Here is a 15,549-nt window from a genome sequence, read left to right as displayed (position 1 = left end):
GATCAGACCTGGAGCGTTTCCACGGTCAAATTTCCGTTGGTGTAGACGCAGATTTCGGCCGCGATTTTCATGGCCTTGCGGGCGACCTGTTCGGCGTCCAGATCGGTTTCCTCGATCAGGGCGCGGGCGGCCGACAGGGCGTAGTTGCCGCCCGAACCCACGGCGGCGACGCCATACTCCGGCTCCAGCACATCGCCGACGCCCGTTACGGTGAAGATGGACGACTTGTCCGCCACCAGCAGCATGGCCTCCAGCCGGCGCAGATAGCGGTCGGTGCGCCAGTCCTTGGCCAAGTCGACGCAGGCGCGCGCCAGTTGATCCGGATACTGCTCCAGCTTGGCCTCAAGCCGCTCGATCAGGGTGAAGGCGTCAGCCGTGGCGCCGGCAAAGCCGGCCAGCACCTTGCCGCCAGCCAAGGTGCGCACCTTGCGGGCGGCGCCCTTGACGATGGTCGGGCCCATCGAGACCTGGCCGTCGCCGGCGATCACGGTGCGTCCGTTCTTGCGCACCGCCAGAATGGTGGTGCCGTGCCAGTCGGGGAAGTTGGATGCGGTCTGGGTCATGACGATCAGATGGCGCGGCTGGGGGCCGGCATCAAGTCTGTCGCGCCTTGGTGTAACGCTGTCTTATTTTGACCCCAATATTAGCTAGAAGGCGCAATCCGCTTTCGCGGTTATTAGACATCGAGGGCCAGGTTTTGCTTTATCGCGTCGTTTTCGTGAGTGAAATGATCGGTGGCGCGAACCACACGACCCAATCGCTTGCCGAAATCCTCGGCGCGTCGGAGCGAAACAATCGCCGCGACGAGATCGGCAGCGCCATGCTGTTCCACGAGGGCGAGGCGGCCCAGGTGATTGAAGGCGCTCGTGCGGACCTGGACCGCTTGATGTCGCGCCTCTGGAAAGACCCGCGTCATCATAACATCCGCGTCCTGGATGATCGGCCCGTCATGCAGCGGCGGATGCGCGAACCGGCACGGCTGTGCGCCCTCAGCACTCAGCAGGCCGCTGACATTCTGCGCGGACGGCGCCTGAGCGATCTGTCCAGCGCGGGTCTGGAAAAGCTGCTGTCGTGCGAACACGTCCGGATGGCCGCCTGAGGCGCTAAGCGACAGGCCCCTCGCGCCGGAACCTCTGCGGCGCTAAATAGGGCGGTGATTTTTTCCGAAGACGAAGTCGAACGCTATGCGCGCCATCTGGTCCTGTCCGAAATGGGCGGGCCGGGGCAGCAGGCGATCAAGCGCGCGCGGGTGCTGATCATCGGGGCGGGCGGCGTGGGATCGCCGGCGGCGCTCTATCTGGCGGCGGCGGGTGTCGGGGCGCTGGGCCTGATTGACGACGACGTGGTGGGCCTGTCCAACCTTCAGCGGCAGATCGCCTTTTCGACGGCGCAGGTCGGCCGGTCAAAGGTCGAGGCGGCGGCGGAACGGCTGGTCGCCCTCAATCCGCATGTCGCGATCGAAACCTTCACCGAGCGGATCAACGCCGAGAATGCGGCGGCGCGGATCGAAGCCTTCGACATCGTGTTGGACGGGACCGACGATTTTCAGACCCGGCTGTGGGTCAATGCGGCCTGCGTTGCGGCGGGCAAGCCGCTGGTGTCGGGCGCGCTTGGCCGCTGGAACGGGCAGATCGGGGTGTTTTCGGGCCAGCCCTGCTATCAATGCCTGGTGCCCGAGATCCCGCCGGATGCGGAGACCTGTGCGCGCGTCGGCGTCGTGGGCGCTCTGACCGGCGTGATCGGGTCGATGGCGGCGCTTGAGGTCATCAAGCTGATCACCGGCGTGGGCGAGGCCCTGACGGGACGGCTGATGCTGTATGACGGTCTGGCGGGCTCGGCGCGGACCGTGCGGGTCGCCGCTGATCCGGAATGCCCGGTCTGCGGCTGACGCTCAGGCGGCCGTCGCGAAACGGATGTCGGCCAGATCCAAGTCGGCCAGATCCAAGTCAGGCAGCGGCGGGGCAAAGCCCAGCGCCGGGTTGCTTAGCACCGTCACCAGACGTTCGCCGCAATAGAGATACAGGGTCTCGAACCCGACCCAGTTGCGGGCGATCGCCTCCACCGCCTGATTGGCCGCCGTGTCGTTAATCGCGTCGAGGACGCAGATGTCCCGCACCGGAACGCCGGGCAGGTTGACGATGCAGTAGTAGGAGTCCAACGCACACTTCCTCGATCAGGACGCCGGAAACGAAGCGCGTTTACGACGGTTCCTCCCCTGCCAGCGGTTTTCGACAGCCGTGTGAGTTCGGTCCGACAGACTTGTGAAAAGGAGGCCTGATGGCCCGACGTCCCGCCTCGCCCAAACGCCTGAACGCCGCAAATCTCAGCGGCTTGGGGGCTGAGCGTCTGGGCGAACTGCTGATGCAGGCGGCGGATGCGGATGCGATCCTGAAGCGGCGGCTCAGGCTGGTGATGGCGGCCGAGGCGGGGCCGGATCTGCTGGCCCTGGAAATCGACAAGCGATTGACGACCATCGCGGCCAGCCGCGCGCGAGTGTCATGGCGAAAGCGGCCGGACCTGTTGCGCGATCTGGAGATTCTGCGGGCTGCAATCGTCGAGGATTTGGCCGAGGCCGCGCCGGCGACGGGGTTGGAGCGATTGATCGGCTGGTTCGATCTGTTTCGCGGCCTGGCGTCGCGGGTCAAGGATCAGAAGGGCGAACTGGCCGACGCGTTCGAAACGGCGGCCCCGGATTTGTGGCGGATCGCCGAGGCTGTGGTTCGGACGAACGAAAGCACAGTGGGTCTGATGGCGCAGGCGGGGGCGCGACAACCGCTCGAATACGCCCGCTGGATAGGGGCCGGCGGCGACGATCTGACGGCGGACCTAGCCAAGAGGCTGCTGGGTCGTCTCGATACTGCATCCACCGCGCGCGGTATGCGGACGGTCGTGCGACGGCTGGCCGACCGGGCGGGCGATCTGGACCTGTGGCTGTCGATGACGACGCCGGAGGAACAGGGCTCGCCGGATTTTGCGGCGGTGATGGCCAAGCGGCTGCTGGTGGCCGATCGCATTCCGGAAGCGCGTCAGGCGCTGGAGGCGGCGCTGAAACCGTCGGCGGGCAACCGGCGCTGGACCTTCGGGCGATCGCCGCAGGCGGGACCGCCGGTCCTGACGCCGGCCTGGGAGGCGACCTCGATCGACCTTTTGGAAGCCGAGGGCCGCAAGGACGAGGCGCAGGACCTGCGCTGGGCGATGTTCGAACGCGACCTGTCCGCGCCAGTGCTGCGGGCCTATCTGGCGCGCCTGCCCGACTTCGACGATGTGGAGGCGCTGGACCGCGCCCTGGCCCATGCCGCGACCTATGCCGACGTCGAGACGGCGCTGGGGTTTCTGATGGACTGGCCCGCACACCGCGAGGCCGCCGCCCTGGTCGAGCGCCGCATTCGAGAGGTGTCTGCGCCGCTGCCGCTCAAGGCTGACTGGGCGGCGCGGCTGGCGCAGAAATATCCCGATGCGGCCGAGCGGTTGCTGGCTGCGCCCTAAAGCATTGCCGGGATGACGCGGTCAGGCGGGCGGTGGCCGTTCTGATAGGTCATGACATTGGCGATGACGCGGTCGCCCATGTCCTGGCGCGCCTCCAGCGTGGCGGAACCCAGGTGGGGCAGCAGCACGACATTGGACTGGCCCAGCAGGCCATGATGGATTGCGGGCTCGTTCTCGAACACGTCCAGCCCGACGCCGGAAAGGGCGCGCATGGCCACCGCCTGGGCCAGGGCGGCTTCGTCGATCAGTTCGCCGCGCGCGGTGTTGATCAGGATGGCGTGGGGCTGGAGCCGGGTCAGGCGTTCGGCCGACAGCAGATGGTGGGTGTCCTTCGTCGCCGGACAGTTCAGCGAGACGATGTCCATCCGCGCCAGCATCTGGTCCAGATCGTCCCAGTAGGTCGCGCCAAGCTCTTCCTCGATCAGGGCCGGGACGGGCTTGCGATTGTGATAGTGGACCTGAAGCCCGAAGGCCTTGGCGCGCCGGGCCAGGGCCTGGCCGATCCGGCCCATGCCGACGATGCCCAGCCGCTTGCCCCAAAGCTTGCGTCCGCACATCCAGGTCGGGGTCCAGCCCTCGAACCGGCCTTCAGCCACGACCTGTGCGCCCTCGACGATGCGGCGGCTGACGGCCAGGATCAGGCTCATGGCCAGGTCGGCGGTGTCTTCGGTCAGGACGCCGGGCGTGTTGGTCACGATGATGCCGCGCGCCACGGCCGCATCGACGTCGATATGGTCTACGCCGGCGCCGAAGTTGGCGATCATCTTCAACTGCTCGCCCGCGCCATTGATCAGGTCGGCGTCGATGACGTCGGTGATGGTGGGCACCAGAACCTCGGCGCGCTGGACGGCGGCCTGCAACGCGGCGCGGTCCATCGGCTGATCCTTCAGGTTCAGCTCGGCGTCGAACAACTCGCGCATCCGCGTTTCGACCGCGTCGGGCAGGCGTCTGGTTAATACGACCTTAAGCTTGCGGGGGGACATTCTCGGCCTTGGTTAGCGGGCGGCGATTCAGACGGATCAAAGCCCGCGCGACGGATCGTTCCAATCAGTGTCTAGCAAAGCCGCCGCCATCTTCCAAAGCCTGCGACGCTGCATCGCCATCGTTGGAGCCATTCTCGGGCTCGGCGTGATGGCCAGCGCTGGCGCGACCATGCCCGACGGCCGCCCGACGCCCACCGGGCTTGAGGTGCCGCGCTGGATTTCGCTGAAGTCCTCGCACGTCCGCGCGCGCCAGGGGCCGGGCCTGGATTATCCGATCCTGTGGGAATACCGGGCCGCCGGCCTGCCGGTTCAGGTGATCGCCGAGACGACGGAATGGCGCAAGATCTGCGACCCGGACGGGGCCGTGGCCTGGATCCACCGCACGGTGTCGTCGGGCCGGCGCTATGTCTTCAACACGACCGCCGAGGAAGTGCCGATCCGCTCGGGCCGATCTGAGACGGCGTCGGTGCGCGCGCGCCTGTCGCCACGCGCCCTGGTGATGCTGGACGAATGTGAGGAGGGCTGGTGCAAGGTCCGGGCGCGACGACTGGAGGGTTTTGTGGCCCAGCGGGCCGTGTTCGGCACGCAGGAGCGGGCGCTGTGCAACGCCAATCGCCCTGCGGGCACGGGTCGCAACTGACCGCACGCTGTTGAGCGAAGCGGCGCGGTCGTGTAACCCGCGCGCAACGTATCAAGAAACGGAAGCGCCTTGACCCAGTCCCAATATCCTTCGTCCTTCGATCATGAGGCCCTGCTGGCCTCGGGCCGCGGCGAGCTGTTCGGTCCCGGCAACGCTCAGCTGCCCGCCCCGCCGATGCTGATGTTCGACCGCATCACCACGATCAATGCGGACGGCGGAGAGCACGGCAAGGGCTATGTCGAGGCCGAACTCGACATCCATCCCGACCTCTGGTTCTTCCAGTGCCACTTCATCGGCGACCCCGTCATGCCGGGCTGCCTGGGCCTTGACGCCATGTGGCAGCTGGTCGGCTTCTATCTGGGCTGGATCGGCGGTCCCGGCCGCGGCCGCGCCCTGGGCGTCGGCGAGGTCAAGTTCACCGGCCAGGTCACCCCGGACATCAAGAAGGTGGTCTATAAGATCAACCTGAAGCGCGTCATCAACCGCAAGCTGGTCATGGGCATCGCCGACGGCGTGCTGGAGGCCGACGGCCAGGTCATCTACACCTGCAACGACATGCGGGTCGGCCTGTTCGGCGCCAAGGATGAGGCGGCGGGCGGCTAACGCCCCTATATAACCGCGAACAAGGCGGACGGTCCTCGGACCAGGAAGCATCAAGAAGGAAACACCATGCGTCGTGTCGTCGTCACCGGCCTGGGCATCGTCTCTTCCATCGGCCATGGCGCCGAGGAGGTGACCCAGTCCCTGCGCGAAGCCCGTTCGGGCGTCGTTCATGCTCCCGACCACGCCAAATACGGCTTCCGCAGCCAGGTCTGGGCGCCGCCCAAGATCGGTCCGTGGGAAGAGCTGGTCGACCGTCGCGCCGCCCGCTTCCTGGCCAACGGCACCGCCTGGGGCCACATCGCCTTCGAAGAGGCGCTGAAGTCTTCGGGCATGACGGCGGACGAGATCAAGGATGACCGGATCGGCCTGATCGTCGGCGAGGGCGGCCCCTCGACGCAGGTGATCCTGCAGGCGGCCGCGACCACGGTCGAAAAGGGCGCGCCCAAGCGCATAGGCCCGTTCGCGGTGCCCAAGGCGATGGCGTCGGGCCCGTCGGCGGTGCTGTCGACCTGGTTCCAGATGCGCGGCATCAACTATTCGATCAGCTCGGCCTGCGCGACGTCGGCCCATTGCATCGGCGCCGGGGTCGAACAGATCCAGTGGGGCAAGCAGGACGTGGTCTTCGCCGGCGGTTGCGAGGACATCGACTGGTCCATGTCCAACATGTTCGACGCCATGGGCGCCATGTCGTCGGACTTCAACGACAATCCGTCGGTCGCCTCCAGAGCCTATGACGCCAACCGCGACGGTTTCGTCATCGCCGGCGGCGCCGGCATCGTGGTGCTGGAAGAATACGAGCGGGCCAAGGCGCGCGGCGCGACCATCTACGCCGAAGTCACCGGCTATGGCGCCAACGCGGACGGCTACGACATGGTCGCCCCCTCGGGCGAGGGCGCCCAGCGCTGCATGAAGATCGCGCTGGAACAGGCCGGCAATCCGAAGATCGACTATCTGAACCCGCACGGCACCTCGACGCCCGTGGGCGACGCCAAGGAGATGGAGGCCGTGCGCGCCGTCTTCGGAGACCAGATGCCGATGATCTCCTCGACCAAGTCGCTGACCGGCCACTCGCTCGGTGCGGCCGGCGCCCAGGAAGCCATCTACTGCCTGCTGATGATGCAGAACGGCTTCGCGGCCGAAAGCGCCCATATCGAAAATCTCGATCCGGCGTTCGAAGGCATGCCGATCCTGCGCCAGCGCCACGACGGCGAACTGACCCACGTCATGTCCAACAGCTTCGGCTTCGGCGGCACCAACGGCACGTTGATCCTGTCCAAGGTCTGAAACTTTCACCCGTCATCCTCGGGTCAAGCCCGAGGATGACGAGTGGGAGGGCTTAAGGCAGCGGCTTTATTGCGTGTGCAGGGCCGTTGTCCTTCTCTTTGCGTGAATTCTTTCGTCACTGCCCGTTTACACGACCGTTTCTCACCCTTAGAGAGCGTCGCCGTGACCAAGCGCCCGATTAAAGCGATGACCTCGAAAACCACCGGCTTCGGCGGGGCGGTTTCGGGTGCGCGCGCGGTCTAGCGATAACCCGATCTCAAGCCCCGCCGATGCGCGGGGCGGTCGATCCGGCTGAACCCCGCGCCTCCATCCTTCCAGGAGACGCCTGAATGTCCTTTTCCCCGTCCAATCCGCCCCATGTGGGCATCGTCGGCGCCACCGGTCTGGTCGGCGAGATGATGCGCGGCCTGTTGGCCGAGCGGAACTTCCCGCTGGCTTCGCTGCGCCTGTTCGCCTCGGCCCGGTCGGCGGGCAAGACCATCCGCTTCGGTGACAACGACATCGTGGTCGAGGATGCGGCGACGGCGGATTATGCCGGTCTGGACATCGTCTTCTTCTCGGCGGGGGGCGAGACGTCCAAGGCCCTGGCGCCCAAGGTGGCGGCCGCCGGGGCGGTGGTGATCGACAACTCTTCGGCTTGGCGCTCTGACCCCGAAGTGCCGCTGGTGGTCGCCGAGGTGAACCCCCACGCCCTGGCCAATCTACCCAAGGGCATCATCGCCAACCCCAACTGCACCACCATGGCCGCCATGCCGGTGCTCAAGCCCCTGCACGACGCGGCGGGGCTGAAGCGTCTGACGGTCTCCACCTATCAGGCCGTCTCGGGCGGCGGGATAGAGGGCATTCGCGTGCTGGAGGACCAGTCGCGCGCCACAGTGGGGCAGGGCGCGGCCCTGGCCCGCGACGGCGGGGCCGTGGACTTCGGCCCGCCCGAAAAATGGGTCGTGCCGATCGCGGCCAACGTGGTGGCATTGAACTATACGCTGGGAGAAGACGGCTATACCGACGAGGAGCTGAAGCTGCGCGACGAAAGCCGCAAGATCCTGGAAATCCCCGGTCTGCCGGTCTCGGGCACCTGCGTGCGGGTGCCGGTCTTCACCGGCCATTCGCTGTCGATCAACGTTGAGTTCGAGCGCCCGCTGTCGGCGGCTCAGGCGCTGGACCTGCTGGCCCAGGCGCCCGGCGTGGTGGTGACGGCGGTGCCGAATCCGCTGGAGGCGTCGGGTCAGGACCCGGTCTTCGTCGGCCGGGTGCGCCCCGATCCGACCGTCGAGCATGGTCTCGCCCTATTCGTCTCTAACGACAATCTGAGGAAGGGCGCGGCCCTGAACGCGGTCCAGATCGCCGAGGTGCTGGTCCAGCAGCGCGGCTGACCGGCTGGGTTCAGTCGTAGCGCACGCCGCTGAGATAGAGCCCTGCCGAGGGGGCGACGGGGCCGCACCGCGCGCGGTCCTTCGCCTCCAGCGCGGCCTTGACGTCGTGGGCGCTCCAGCGACCCAGCCCCACCTCGACTAGGGTGCCGGCCATGGACCGAACCTGGCGGTGCAGGAAGCTGCGCGCCTGAAACACCAGATGCACCTCCTCGCCGAACCGAGTGACGCGCGCCACGTCCAGCGATTTGACCGGCGACTTGGACTGGCAACCGACATCGCGGAAGGTGGTGAAGTCATGGTGACCGACCAGGACCTGGGCCGCGTGATGCATGGCCTCGGCGTCCAGGGTCTTCTTGACGTGCCAGACCCGGTCCCGCTCCAGCACCGGCTGGGGGCGGCGGTTCAGGATTCGGTACAGATAGCCCCGGCCGGTGGCGGAGAAGCGGGCGTGCCAGTCGGTATCGGGCGCATACTCGGCCGCCAGAACGCAGACGTCCTGGCGCACCAGATGCGCGTTCATGGCGTTCAGCACAGTATCGACGGGCCAGTCGCGGTTCAGATCGGCATGGATGACCTGGGCCGTCGCATGGACCCCGGTGTCGGTGCGGCCGGCGGCGGCGATGCGGATTCGTTCGCCGGAGAAGGCGTGAATGGCCGCCTCCAGCGCGCCCTGCACCGTCGGTTGGCCATCCTGCGCCTGGAAGCCGTTGTAGGCCGTGCCGTCGTATTCGATCGTCAGTTTGTAGCGCGGCATCAGCCGAGCACGGTCCCGGCCGGCAGGGGAAAGCCGCGCAGCATCTCCTCAGCCGATTGCGCCGCCTTGCCCTCGCGCTGAACGCGGATCAGACGCACGGCGCCGTCGCCGCAGGCCACCGTCAGGGCGTCGTCCAGCACGGTTCCGGGCGCGTCCGATCCGTCCGCCAAGGCCGACAGCAGCACCTTGATCCGCACGGGGCCAGCCTCTGATGGGGCCTCGAACCAGGCGCCGGGGAAGGGCGACAGGCCGCGGATGTGGGCGTCCACCTCGGCGGCCGGGTGGGTCCAGTCGATCCGGGCCTCGGCCGGGGTGATCTTCCTGGCGTAGGTCGGCTCTCCGACCTGTTCGGACGGCGTGACCCCGCCCCGGTCGATGGCGGCCAGCGCGCGGGGCCACAGGCCCGCGCCGACATGGGCCATCCGTTCGGACAGGCTGGCGGCCGTGTCGTCGGGCAGAATGTCCATCAGTTCGCTGAGCAGGATGGGGCCTTCGTCCAGACCCAGGCTCATCTGCATGATCTGGACGCCAGTCTGTTTGTCGCCGGCCATGATGGCCCGCTGGATCGGGGCGGCCCCGCGCCACCGCGGCAGCAGCGAGCCATGCAGGTTCAGACAGCCCAGGCGTGGCGCTTCCAGCACCTCGGTCTTCAGGATTTGACCGTAGGCCACGACGCAGGCCGCATCGAGATCCAGACTTCTGAAGGTGTCGATCGCCTCGGCGTCCTTCATGCTTTCGGGCGTGAAGACGGGCAGACCCATGGTCTCGGCGAAGGCGTGGATGGGCGACGGCGTCAGCTTCTGGCCCCGGCCCTTGGGGCGTGGCGGCTGCGAATAGACGGCGACGATCTCGTGACCCGAGGCGATGAGCTCGGCCAGGGACGGCACGGCGAAGTCGGGAGTTCCCATAAAGGCAAGGCGCATGGGCACGCCTTTAGAACTTTAGGCGGCTTACTGCCAGCGGGTGAAGACGCCGCCGCCCTCGTCCCATTCGCCGCCTGCGTCCAGAGCGTCGTCGAAATCAAGCAGGCGATCCAGCAGAAGGCCCGCCACGACGCCCAGCAAGGCCACGCCGGCCAGGGTGGCGACGCCGGCGACGCCGACCTTCTGGCTGCGCGTCAGGCGACGACGGCCCGAGGAGTCGATGATCAGCGAGCGGCCGCGCGGAATGGACGGCGCGATGCGACGTGCGGCGCGTGCTATACGTTCGGGGCGGACGATCTTGGTCATCAGGCGGCGATCCTGTCGCGGGCGGCCTTCTTGACCTTGGTCACGGCGCGGTCCCGCTTGAGACGCGACAGATGGTCGATGAAGAGCACGCCGTTAAGGTGGTCCATCTCGTGCTGGATGCAGACGGCGTAGAGACCCTCAGCCTCTTCCTCCACCGGCTGACCGTCACGGTTCAGATAGCGAATGCGGACGCGGGCCGGGCGTTCCACCTTGTCGAAATACTCGGGGATAGACAGGCAGCCCTCTTCGTAGGTGTAGAGCTCGTCCGAGGTCCACAGGATTTCCGGGTTGGCGAAGAAACGCGGGTTCTTGCGCGCCTCGGCGTTCTCGGCCGCTTCTTCCTCGGTCTCGCAGACCACGCCGTCCTTGTCGCCCAGGTCCATGACGATCACGCGGTCCAAGGCGCCGATCTGCACGGCGGCCAGGCCGATGCCCGGCGCGTCGTACATCGTCTCCAGCATATCATCCATCAGGGCGCGGACGGCGTCGTCCACGGCCGCGACGGGCTTGGATACCTGCTTCAGGATCGCCAGGTCGGCGGCGTTGTCGATGGTGAGGATACGTCGAATGGCCATGGCCGGGACGTAGGCCCGCCCCGGCGCAAGGTCAAGATTTGCGCCCCTTGCCGCGCTCTACGCCTTGCCGGGCAGAGCGCGGGGTTTGCGGTTCTCGTCGATGGCCACATAGGTGAAGACGCCTTGGGTCACGCGCACCGACGCGGCCTGGGGCTGGCCCCGCGCTCGCTTCCACGCCTCGACCTGGACGCGGACGGAGGTGCGGCCCGAGCCGATGACGTGGGCGTAGATGCTGACCTCGTCGCCGACCGAGACGGGCTGGTGAAAGACCATGCCGTCTAGCGCCACGGTGGCGCAACGCCCGCAGGCCAGTTCGAACGCCGGGGTCGCGCCCGCAAGGTCCATCTGCGCCAGCAGCCAGCCGCCGAAGATGTCGCCCTCGGGGTTGGTGTCGGCGGGCATGGCGATGATGCGACCGACGGGCTGATCTTCGGGCGGATATTCGGGGGCGTCGGACATGGAAGGGCCTGCGGTTTGGGGAGGCGGGCTCTCTAGCGCGGCTTTGGCGGCTTGTCGCCCTTGAGCGCCTTGGGAGGCGCGGGCTCTGGCACGGACAGGGTCAGGCGGGATGTGCGAAACGCCTGTGCATCGCGCAAGGCGCGCCAGGCGGCGCCCAGTTCCATGGCGGTCAGGAGATGATCGTGGGTCAACACGCCGCGCCGAGACGCCCGCAAGGTCGCGACATCGGCCATGAGACGCGCTGCGGCCTGAACATCTTCACGGCCCGACCGCGCGCCCAAATCCTCCAGCCGGGCGAAGCGCCAGCCCTGTTCGGGCGGATAGCGCAGGGCCAAGGCGAAGCGTTCGGACGGCTCGATCTGGCGGGCGATAAAAATCCAGTCCCCTGTGTCGGGATCGCGGCGATAATGGCCTGGCTGGATGGGAAGGCCGGCCTGCGCATAGATTTCCAGCGCCCCGGCTTCGACTGCAGCCAAGGCTAGGCTCAAGGCGTCGGATTCTTCCGGCGCCAGCTCGGTCGGCCGCTCGAACGGGTCGAACGTGTCCTCGGCGGGCGCAGCCGGTGACTTGCGTGAAAACAGTCCCGAAAGCAGCGCCCGCCGTCTGGCCATGACGTCAGTTGTTATTGAGCGTGCTGGTCACCGACACGTCATAGACGACGCGGGTCAGGCTCTGAACGACCTCGAAGAACTTGCGCATCTCCGCAGCGCCGGCCAGGGGCACATAGATCACGTCTTCGGGCATGACCTCCATGTTGGTGGCGGCGAAGACGTTGGCGGCGTCGCTAAAGTCCAGCTCATAGACGACCGGCACGCCGCGCGGGGTGGCCGGCTGGTTGATGCCCAGCGCCTGGGCCACCTCGGGACGTTCGAAACGGAAGATCAGAACGCGACGCGCATTGGCCGTATTGGTGTTTAGGCCGCCGACCTTGGACAGGGCGCCGGTCAGGGTCACGGGACCGGCCGGCATATCGACCTGGGCCACGGCGTTCAGGCCGCCGAAGGTCGAGAAACGACGGGGCTTGTACTGAACATTGACCACGTCGCCGCGCTGCAGACGCACGTTCTCGCCGAACTCTGTCGTCACGGCCGACAGGGGCGCGGTGTAGGTGCGGCCCTCGCGTTGGATCGAGATGGTCAGGTCGTCGGTCGTGCGGGCGGAGCCGCCGGCCGCGGCGATCACGTCCAGGATACGGTCGCTGTTGACGCCCAGCGGCGCGCGACCCGGCTGGCGCACGTCGCCCAGCACGTTGACCGTGTTGGAGGCGTTGCCGGCGATGGACACTAGCACCTGCGGATTGGCGACTTTGCCGACCAGGGCGCGCCGGATCGCGGCCGCCGCCTGAGTTGAGGTCAGGCCCTGAACGCGAACCTGCCCCCCGAAAGGAATGGTCACCGAGCCCGACCGATCGACCGTCGCGCCGGGAAGGGCCTGGTTGCCGCCGGACATGGTTGCGGCGTTACGGCCCGACGCAGAGCTGGAGCCCAGGCTTCCACCGAACAGCGCGCCTGACGGATCGAAGATCGAGATCGCCAGGGTGTCGCCTTCGCCGATCACGTCAGCGGGCTGATCGCTCGATCCAGCGGCGAGGCTGCCGAAGAACTGCGGCGGAATCTGCTTCATCCGCTCGGTCGCCTCGAAGGTCAGCGGCACCAGCGCATAGCTGCCCAAAGCCGAGGCGGTCGTGGCCCCTGCGTTGACAGAGGCGCCTGACGGCCCGTCGCGCGGCAGGGTGGAGCAGCCGCCGAGAATGGCGACAATGGCAAGCGGCAGAATGGTGCGCGTCATGAAGCTGGATAGCCCTTGTTCGCGGATTGATTACAAGCCTTTGGGCGCTCTCGCCAGTGGCGAAACGGGCTGAAGGCCGATGGCGTCGGCGACGATGCGGAAATGTTCGGCCCAAGAGGGCGCCTGGTAGGAGGGCGGCGGTATCGGCGCCGCCTTGGTCGCACGCTCGATGGCGCTCAGCCAACCTAGGCCATCGAGCGGATCGATCAGTTCGGCGTTCGGCGTCAACTCGTGGTGCGGCGGAATGTCGGAGGCGATCAGCGACAGGCCCATGGCGCACGCCTCTACGGCGGGCAGGTCGAAGCCTTCGACGGACGAAGGGGCGAGTATGGCGCGGGCCCCGCGCATCAGCCTGGCCAAGACAGCATCGGACAGATTCGCCGCCTGGTGAACGACCCCTTGCAGATTGGGCGAGCGCTGCAGATGATCCAGCACCGCCTCGTTCTCCCAGCCGTAGCGACCGACCAGCACCAGGGACGGCGTCTGATCGCCCATCCGTTCTTCGAGGCGCCGCCAGAGGGTCAAGAGCAAGGCCAAATTCTTGCGCGCCTCGATCGTGCCGACGTGGACGAAATAGGGGCGTGGCGCCGCAAAGGCGTCCCCTGCGACGAAGGCCGGCTCTAGCCCTAGGTGGGCGACGTGGACCGGTGGCAGCGGCAGGCCCTCGCGCTCGGCGAAGGCGCGAAGTTCGTCGCCCGTATAGGCGGAGTTGACGATGATCCGGCTGGCCAGACGCAGGGTGTTTGACACCCGCGCATGATGTTTGTCGCCGTCGCCGGGCCGACAGAATTCAGGGTGAGTGACCGGGATCAGATCGTGCAGCAGGACGACGCGTTTGATCCCGGCGGCCTTCAGATCTTCCAACGCCGTCGGCTCGTGCAGGGTGGTGTGGCCGACGGTCAGATACAGGTCGGCCTGCGGCAGCGGGGCGACGTGGCGCGAACGGAAGAACTGCTTGAAAACCCGAGTCTTGTCGGCGGGCTTCTCCTTCTCGGGCGCGGGCGCTGGGCACAGCACCGAGGCGGCCGGCCGTCGTTCCGCCGTCAGGGCGGCGAGCAGCCGCTGTTCGTGCGCCAGATCGGCCGCCGTGCTGGCGGCGCCGTTCCATTTGGCGCGCAGATCGGCCACGAACCGCCGGAACCAGCCGATCTCGACGGCGATCAGGCGGTTCTTGCGGCCACGCACCGGGATGGTCGTGACATCGGGCGAGGCCAGCAGCCATTCGGCATAGGCCAGACACACCCGGTCCACGCCCGTCGGCGCCGACCGTTCGGCCCGGCTCATCAGCCGGCTGGCGTCGTAGAGAATGCGCATACTAGGCGACGTAGCCGGCCTGCATCAGTTCGGCGATATGGACGATGGCCGTGGGTTTGCCGTCCTCGACCACGAACAGATTGGCGATCTTGTTGGCGGTCAACAGATCGACGACGTCGCTCATGCGCGCATCCGGATCCACGGTGATGGGGTTGGCGCCCATGATATCGGCCGCTGTCAGATGGGTGGTGTCGCGCTGGAAGGCCCGGCGCAGGTCGCCGTCGGTCACGATGCCAGCCAGCGCGCCATCGGCGTCCAGGACGGCCACCGCGCCCTTTCGACCTTCGGTGATGGCCGAGACTACATCGCCGAAGCTGGCGTTCAACGGCACGCTAGCGGGGACGGCGGCATTGTCGCCCATCCATTCGCGCACGCTTTGCAGGCTCATGCCCAAGGCGCCGCCGGGGTGGTGCAGGCCGAAGTCCATGGCCGTGAACTCGCGACGATCCATCAGCACCATGGCCAAGGCATCGCCAAGGGCCAGGGTCATCAGGGTCGAGGTGGTGGGCGCCAAGCCGTTGGGGCAGGCCTCTGCGACCTTCGGCATGGTCAGGCAGACCGCTGCGTTGCGGCCCAGGAAGCTGGCCGGTCGCTGGGTGATGGCGATGACGGGAATGCCGTTGCGTTGGCAATAGATCAGGGGGTCGCGCAGTTCGCGGCTCTCGCCCGAGTTGGAGATGGCTAGCACCGTCACGTCGGGACGCAGCATCCCCAGGTCGCCGTGGCTCATCTCGGCGGGGTGAACGAAGAAGGCGTTGGTGCCGGTCGAGGCCAGGGTGGCGGCGATCTTGCCACCGATATGGCCCGACTTGCCCATGCCGGTGACGACGACATAGCCCGGCCGGCTCATGATGACATCGACCGCGCGCGCCATCGACACGTCGATCGAGCGTTCCAGCGCCTCCAGCGCTTCAATGTTCAGCCGCACGACTTCACGGGCGCGGTCGGTCATTACGGCGATGTCGTCGGGGGTCGAGTGAGCGATCTCGGTCATAGTGTTCTGGCCCGCAGCCGGGCTCTCCTTCGTTGACGAGCGCGATCCGCCATGAGTGCGTTTCGCG

General features: G+C 67.2%; 19 protein-coding genes. 7 read left to right on the top strand and 12 right to left on the bottom strand.

Going from position 1 to position 15,549, the window contains the following annotated elements; genetic code table 11:
• Positions 1–2: 2 nt before the first annotated feature.
• Positions 3–563 carry an ATP-dependent protease subunit HslV gene (gene hslV / locus BLR19_RS11060; RefSeq protein WP_055807483.1) on the bottom strand — a complete coding sequence of 187 codons (561 nt, stop codon included), beginning with the start codon at positions 561–563 and terminating at the stop codon, positions 3–5.
• Between the two features lie 68 nt (positions 564–631).
• On the opposite strand from hslV, the gene BLR19_RS11055 reads away from it, so the two are divergent.
• Entirely contained in the window at positions 632–1,099 is a 468-nt protein-coding gene (locus BLR19_RS11055) for a BLUF domain-containing protein (RefSeq protein WP_255366609.1), read from the top strand.
• Between the two features lie 54 nt (positions 1,100–1,153).
• Positions 1,154–1,888, top strand: a complete 735-nt coding sequence (locus BLR19_RS11050) for a HesA/MoeB/ThiF family protein (protein ID WP_091750862.1) — start codon at positions 1,154–1,156, stop codon at positions 1,886–1,888.
• Between the two features lie 3 nt (positions 1,889–1,891).
• Here BLR19_RS11050 and BLR19_RS11045 read toward each other — a convergent pair whose 3' ends face one another.
• Entirely contained in the window at positions 1,892–2,158 is a 267-nt protein-coding gene (locus BLR19_RS11045; RefSeq protein ID WP_091750858.1) for a hypothetical protein, read from the bottom strand.
• Between the two features lie 119 nt (positions 2,159–2,277).
• Between BLR19_RS11045 and BLR19_RS11040 the strand changes: the two genes are divergently transcribed.
• Positions 2,278–3,486 carry a DUF6880 family protein gene (locus tag BLR19_RS11040; RefSeq protein WP_091750855.1) on the top strand — a complete coding sequence of 403 codons (1,209 nt, stop codon included), beginning with the start codon at positions 2,278–2,280 and terminating at the stop codon, positions 3,484–3,486.
• Here BLR19_RS11040 and BLR19_RS11035 read toward each other — a convergent pair.
• Positions 3,483–4,469 carry a 2-hydroxyacid dehydrogenase gene (locus BLR19_RS11035; protein ID WP_091750852.1) on the bottom strand — a complete coding sequence of 329 codons (987 nt, stop codon included), beginning with the start codon at positions 4,467–4,469 and terminating at the stop codon, positions 3,483–3,485. The two genes, BLR19_RS11040 and BLR19_RS11035, sit on opposite strands and share 4 nt — an antisense overlap.
• A gap of 67 nt (positions 4,470–4,536) precedes the next feature.
• Between BLR19_RS11035 and BLR19_RS11030 the strand changes: the two genes are divergently transcribed.
• The 4 genes from BLR19_RS11030 (at position 4,537) to BLR19_RS11015 (ending at position 8,369) form a co-directional block, all read left to right on the top strand.
• A complete protein-coding gene (locus BLR19_RS11030) occupies positions 4,537–5,109 on the top strand; it encodes an SH3 domain-containing protein (RefSeq protein WP_255366605.1) in 573 nt (190 codons plus the stop codon).
• 69 nt (positions 5,110–5,178) lie between these two features.
• Positions 5,179–5,712, top strand: a complete 534-nt coding sequence (gene fabA / locus BLR19_RS11025; protein ID WP_055754351.1) for a 3-hydroxyacyl-[acyl-carrier-protein] dehydratase FabA — start codon at positions 5,179–5,181, stop codon at positions 5,710–5,712.
• A 66-nt stretch (positions 5,713–5,778) separates the two neighbouring features.
• Positions 5,779–6,996 (top strand): beta-ketoacyl-ACP synthase I, encoded by a 1,218-nt coding sequence (gene fabB, locus BLR19_RS11020; protein WP_017504958.1) that lies wholly within the window; start codon positions 5,779–5,781, stop codon positions 6,994–6,996.
• A gap of 329 nt (positions 6,997–7,325) precedes the next feature.
• Entirely contained in the window at positions 7,326–8,369 is a 1,044-nt protein-coding gene (locus tag BLR19_RS11015) for an aspartate-semialdehyde dehydrogenase (RefSeq protein ID WP_091750849.1), read from the top strand.
• A gap of 10 nt (positions 8,370–8,379) precedes the next feature.
• Here BLR19_RS11015 and truA read toward each other — a convergent pair whose 3' ends face one another.
• The 9 genes from truA to BLR19_RS10970 are packed head-to-tail and all read right to left on the bottom strand — an operon-like array spanning position 8,380 to position 15,482.
• Positions 8,380–9,123 (bottom strand): tRNA pseudouridine(38-40) synthase TruA, encoded by a 744-nt coding sequence (gene truA, locus BLR19_RS11010; RefSeq protein ID WP_091750846.1) that lies wholly within the window; start codon positions 9,121–9,123, stop codon positions 8,380–8,382.
• On the bottom strand, positions 9,123–10,046 hold the full coding sequence (gene fmt / locus BLR19_RS11005) for a methionyl-tRNA formyltransferase (protein ID WP_091750842.1): 924 nt from the start codon (positions 10,044–10,046) through the stop codon (positions 9,123–9,125). Before fmt ends, truA begins: the two co-directional genes overlap by 1 nt.
• 27 nt (positions 10,047–10,073) lie before the next feature.
• Positions 10,074–10,352, bottom strand: a complete 279-nt coding sequence (locus BLR19_RS11000) for a hypothetical protein (RefSeq protein WP_255366604.1) — start codon at positions 10,350–10,352, stop codon at positions 10,074–10,076.
• Positions 10,352–10,927, bottom strand: coding sequence for a peptide deformylase (gene def, locus BLR19_RS10995; protein WP_091750839.1), 576 nt, complete (start codon positions 10,925–10,927; stop codon positions 10,352–10,354). Before def ends, BLR19_RS11000 begins: the two co-directional genes overlap by 1 nt.
• A gap of 57 nt (positions 10,928–10,984) precedes the next feature.
• Positions 10,985–11,386, bottom strand: a complete 402-nt coding sequence (locus BLR19_RS10990; RefSeq protein ID WP_055807512.1) for an acyl-CoA thioesterase — start codon at positions 11,384–11,386, stop codon at positions 10,985–10,987.
• 32 nt (positions 11,387–11,418) lie between these two features.
• Complete coding sequence (locus BLR19_RS10985) at positions 11,419–11,997, bottom strand: hypothetical protein (protein WP_091750836.1); 579 nt, start codon at positions 11,995–11,997, stop codon at positions 11,419–11,421.
• A 4-nt stretch (positions 11,998–12,001) separates the two neighbouring features.
• Positions 12,002–13,174 (bottom strand): polysaccharide biosynthesis/export family protein, encoded by a 1,173-nt coding sequence (locus tag BLR19_RS10980; RefSeq protein ID WP_091750832.1) that lies wholly within the window; start codon positions 13,172–13,174, stop codon positions 12,002–12,004.
• A gap of 30 nt (positions 13,175–13,204) precedes the next feature.
• The gene (locus BLR19_RS10975) at positions 13,205–14,488 is read right to left on the bottom strand and encodes a glycosyltransferase family 4 protein (RefSeq protein WP_091750829.1); all 1,284 of its coding nucleotides are present in this window, start codon (positions 14,486–14,488) and stop codon (positions 13,205–13,207) included.
• A gap of 1 nt (position 14,489) precedes the next feature.
• On the bottom strand, positions 14,490–15,482 hold the full coding sequence (locus tag BLR19_RS10970) for a KpsF/GutQ family sugar-phosphate isomerase (RefSeq protein WP_039243922.1): 993 nt from the start codon (positions 15,480–15,482) through the stop codon (positions 14,490–14,492).
• Positions 15,483–15,549: the final 67 nt, after the last annotated feature.

It is taken from the genome of Brevundimonas sp. 374 (genome assembly GCF_900102995.1).
Classification (GTDB): Bacteria; Pseudomonadota; Alphaproteobacteria; order Caulobacterales; family Caulobacteraceae; genus Brevundimonas; species Brevundimonas vesicularis_C.
Note: the sequence above shows the minus strand (reverse complement) of the source record. Positions and strands in the feature narration are given on the sequence as shown.

What these genes read in the sequence shown, in the direction of transcription:
- hslV (WP_055807483.1), bottom strand. Translation starts at nt 563, where the DNA reads ATGACCCAGACCGCATCCAACTTCCCCGACTGGCACGGCACCACCATT.
- BLR19_RS11040 (WP_091750855.1), top strand. Translation starts at nt 2,278, where the DNA reads ATGGCCCGACGTCCCGCCTCGCCCAAACGCCTGAACGCCGCAAATCTC.
- BLR19_RS11035 (WP_091750852.1), bottom strand. Translation starts at nt 4,469, where the DNA reads ATGTCCCCCCGCAAGCTTAAGGTCGTATTAACCAGACGCCTGCCCGAC.
- fabB (WP_017504958.1), top strand. Translation starts at nt 5,779, where the DNA reads ATGCGTCGTGTCGTCGTCACCGGCCTGGGCATCGTCTCTTCCATCGGC.
- BLR19_RS11015 (WP_091750849.1), top strand. Translation starts at nt 7,326, where the DNA reads ATGTCCTTTTCCCCGTCCAATCCGCCCCATGTGGGCATCGTCGGCGCC.
- truA (WP_091750846.1), bottom strand. Translation starts at nt 9,123, where the DNA reads ATGCCGCGCTACAAACTGACGATCGAATACGACGGCACGGCCTACAAC.
- fmt (WP_091750842.1), bottom strand. Translation starts at nt 10,046, where the DNA reads ATGCGCCTTGCCTTTATGGGAACTCCCGACTTCGCCGTGCCGTCCCTG.
- BLR19_RS11000 (WP_255366604.1), bottom strand. Translation starts at nt 10,352, where the DNA reads ATGACCAAGATCGTCCGCCCCGAACGTATAGCACGCGCCGCACGTCGC.
- def (WP_091750839.1), bottom strand. Translation starts at nt 10,927, where the DNA reads ATGGCCATTCGACGTATCCTCACCATCGACAACGCCGCCGACCTGGCG.
- BLR19_RS10990 (WP_055807512.1), bottom strand. Translation starts at nt 11,386, where the DNA reads ATGTCCGACGCCCCCGAATATCCGCCCGAAGATCAGCCCGTCGGTCGC.
- BLR19_RS10985 (WP_091750836.1), bottom strand. Translation starts at nt 11,997, where the DNA reads ATGGCCAGACGGCGGGCGCTGCTTTCGGGACTGTTTTCACGCAAGTCA.
- BLR19_RS10980 (WP_091750832.1), bottom strand. Translation starts at nt 13,174, where the DNA reads ATGACGCGCACCATTCTGCCGCTTGCCATTGTCGCCATTCTCGGCGGC.
- BLR19_RS10975 (WP_091750829.1), bottom strand. Translation starts at nt 14,488, where the DNA reads ATGCGCATTCTCTACGACGCCAGCCGGCTGATGAGCCGGGCCGAACGG.
- BLR19_RS10970 (WP_039243922.1), bottom strand. Translation starts at nt 15,482, where the DNA reads ATGACCGAGATCGCTCACTCGACCCCCGACGACATCGCCGTAATGACC.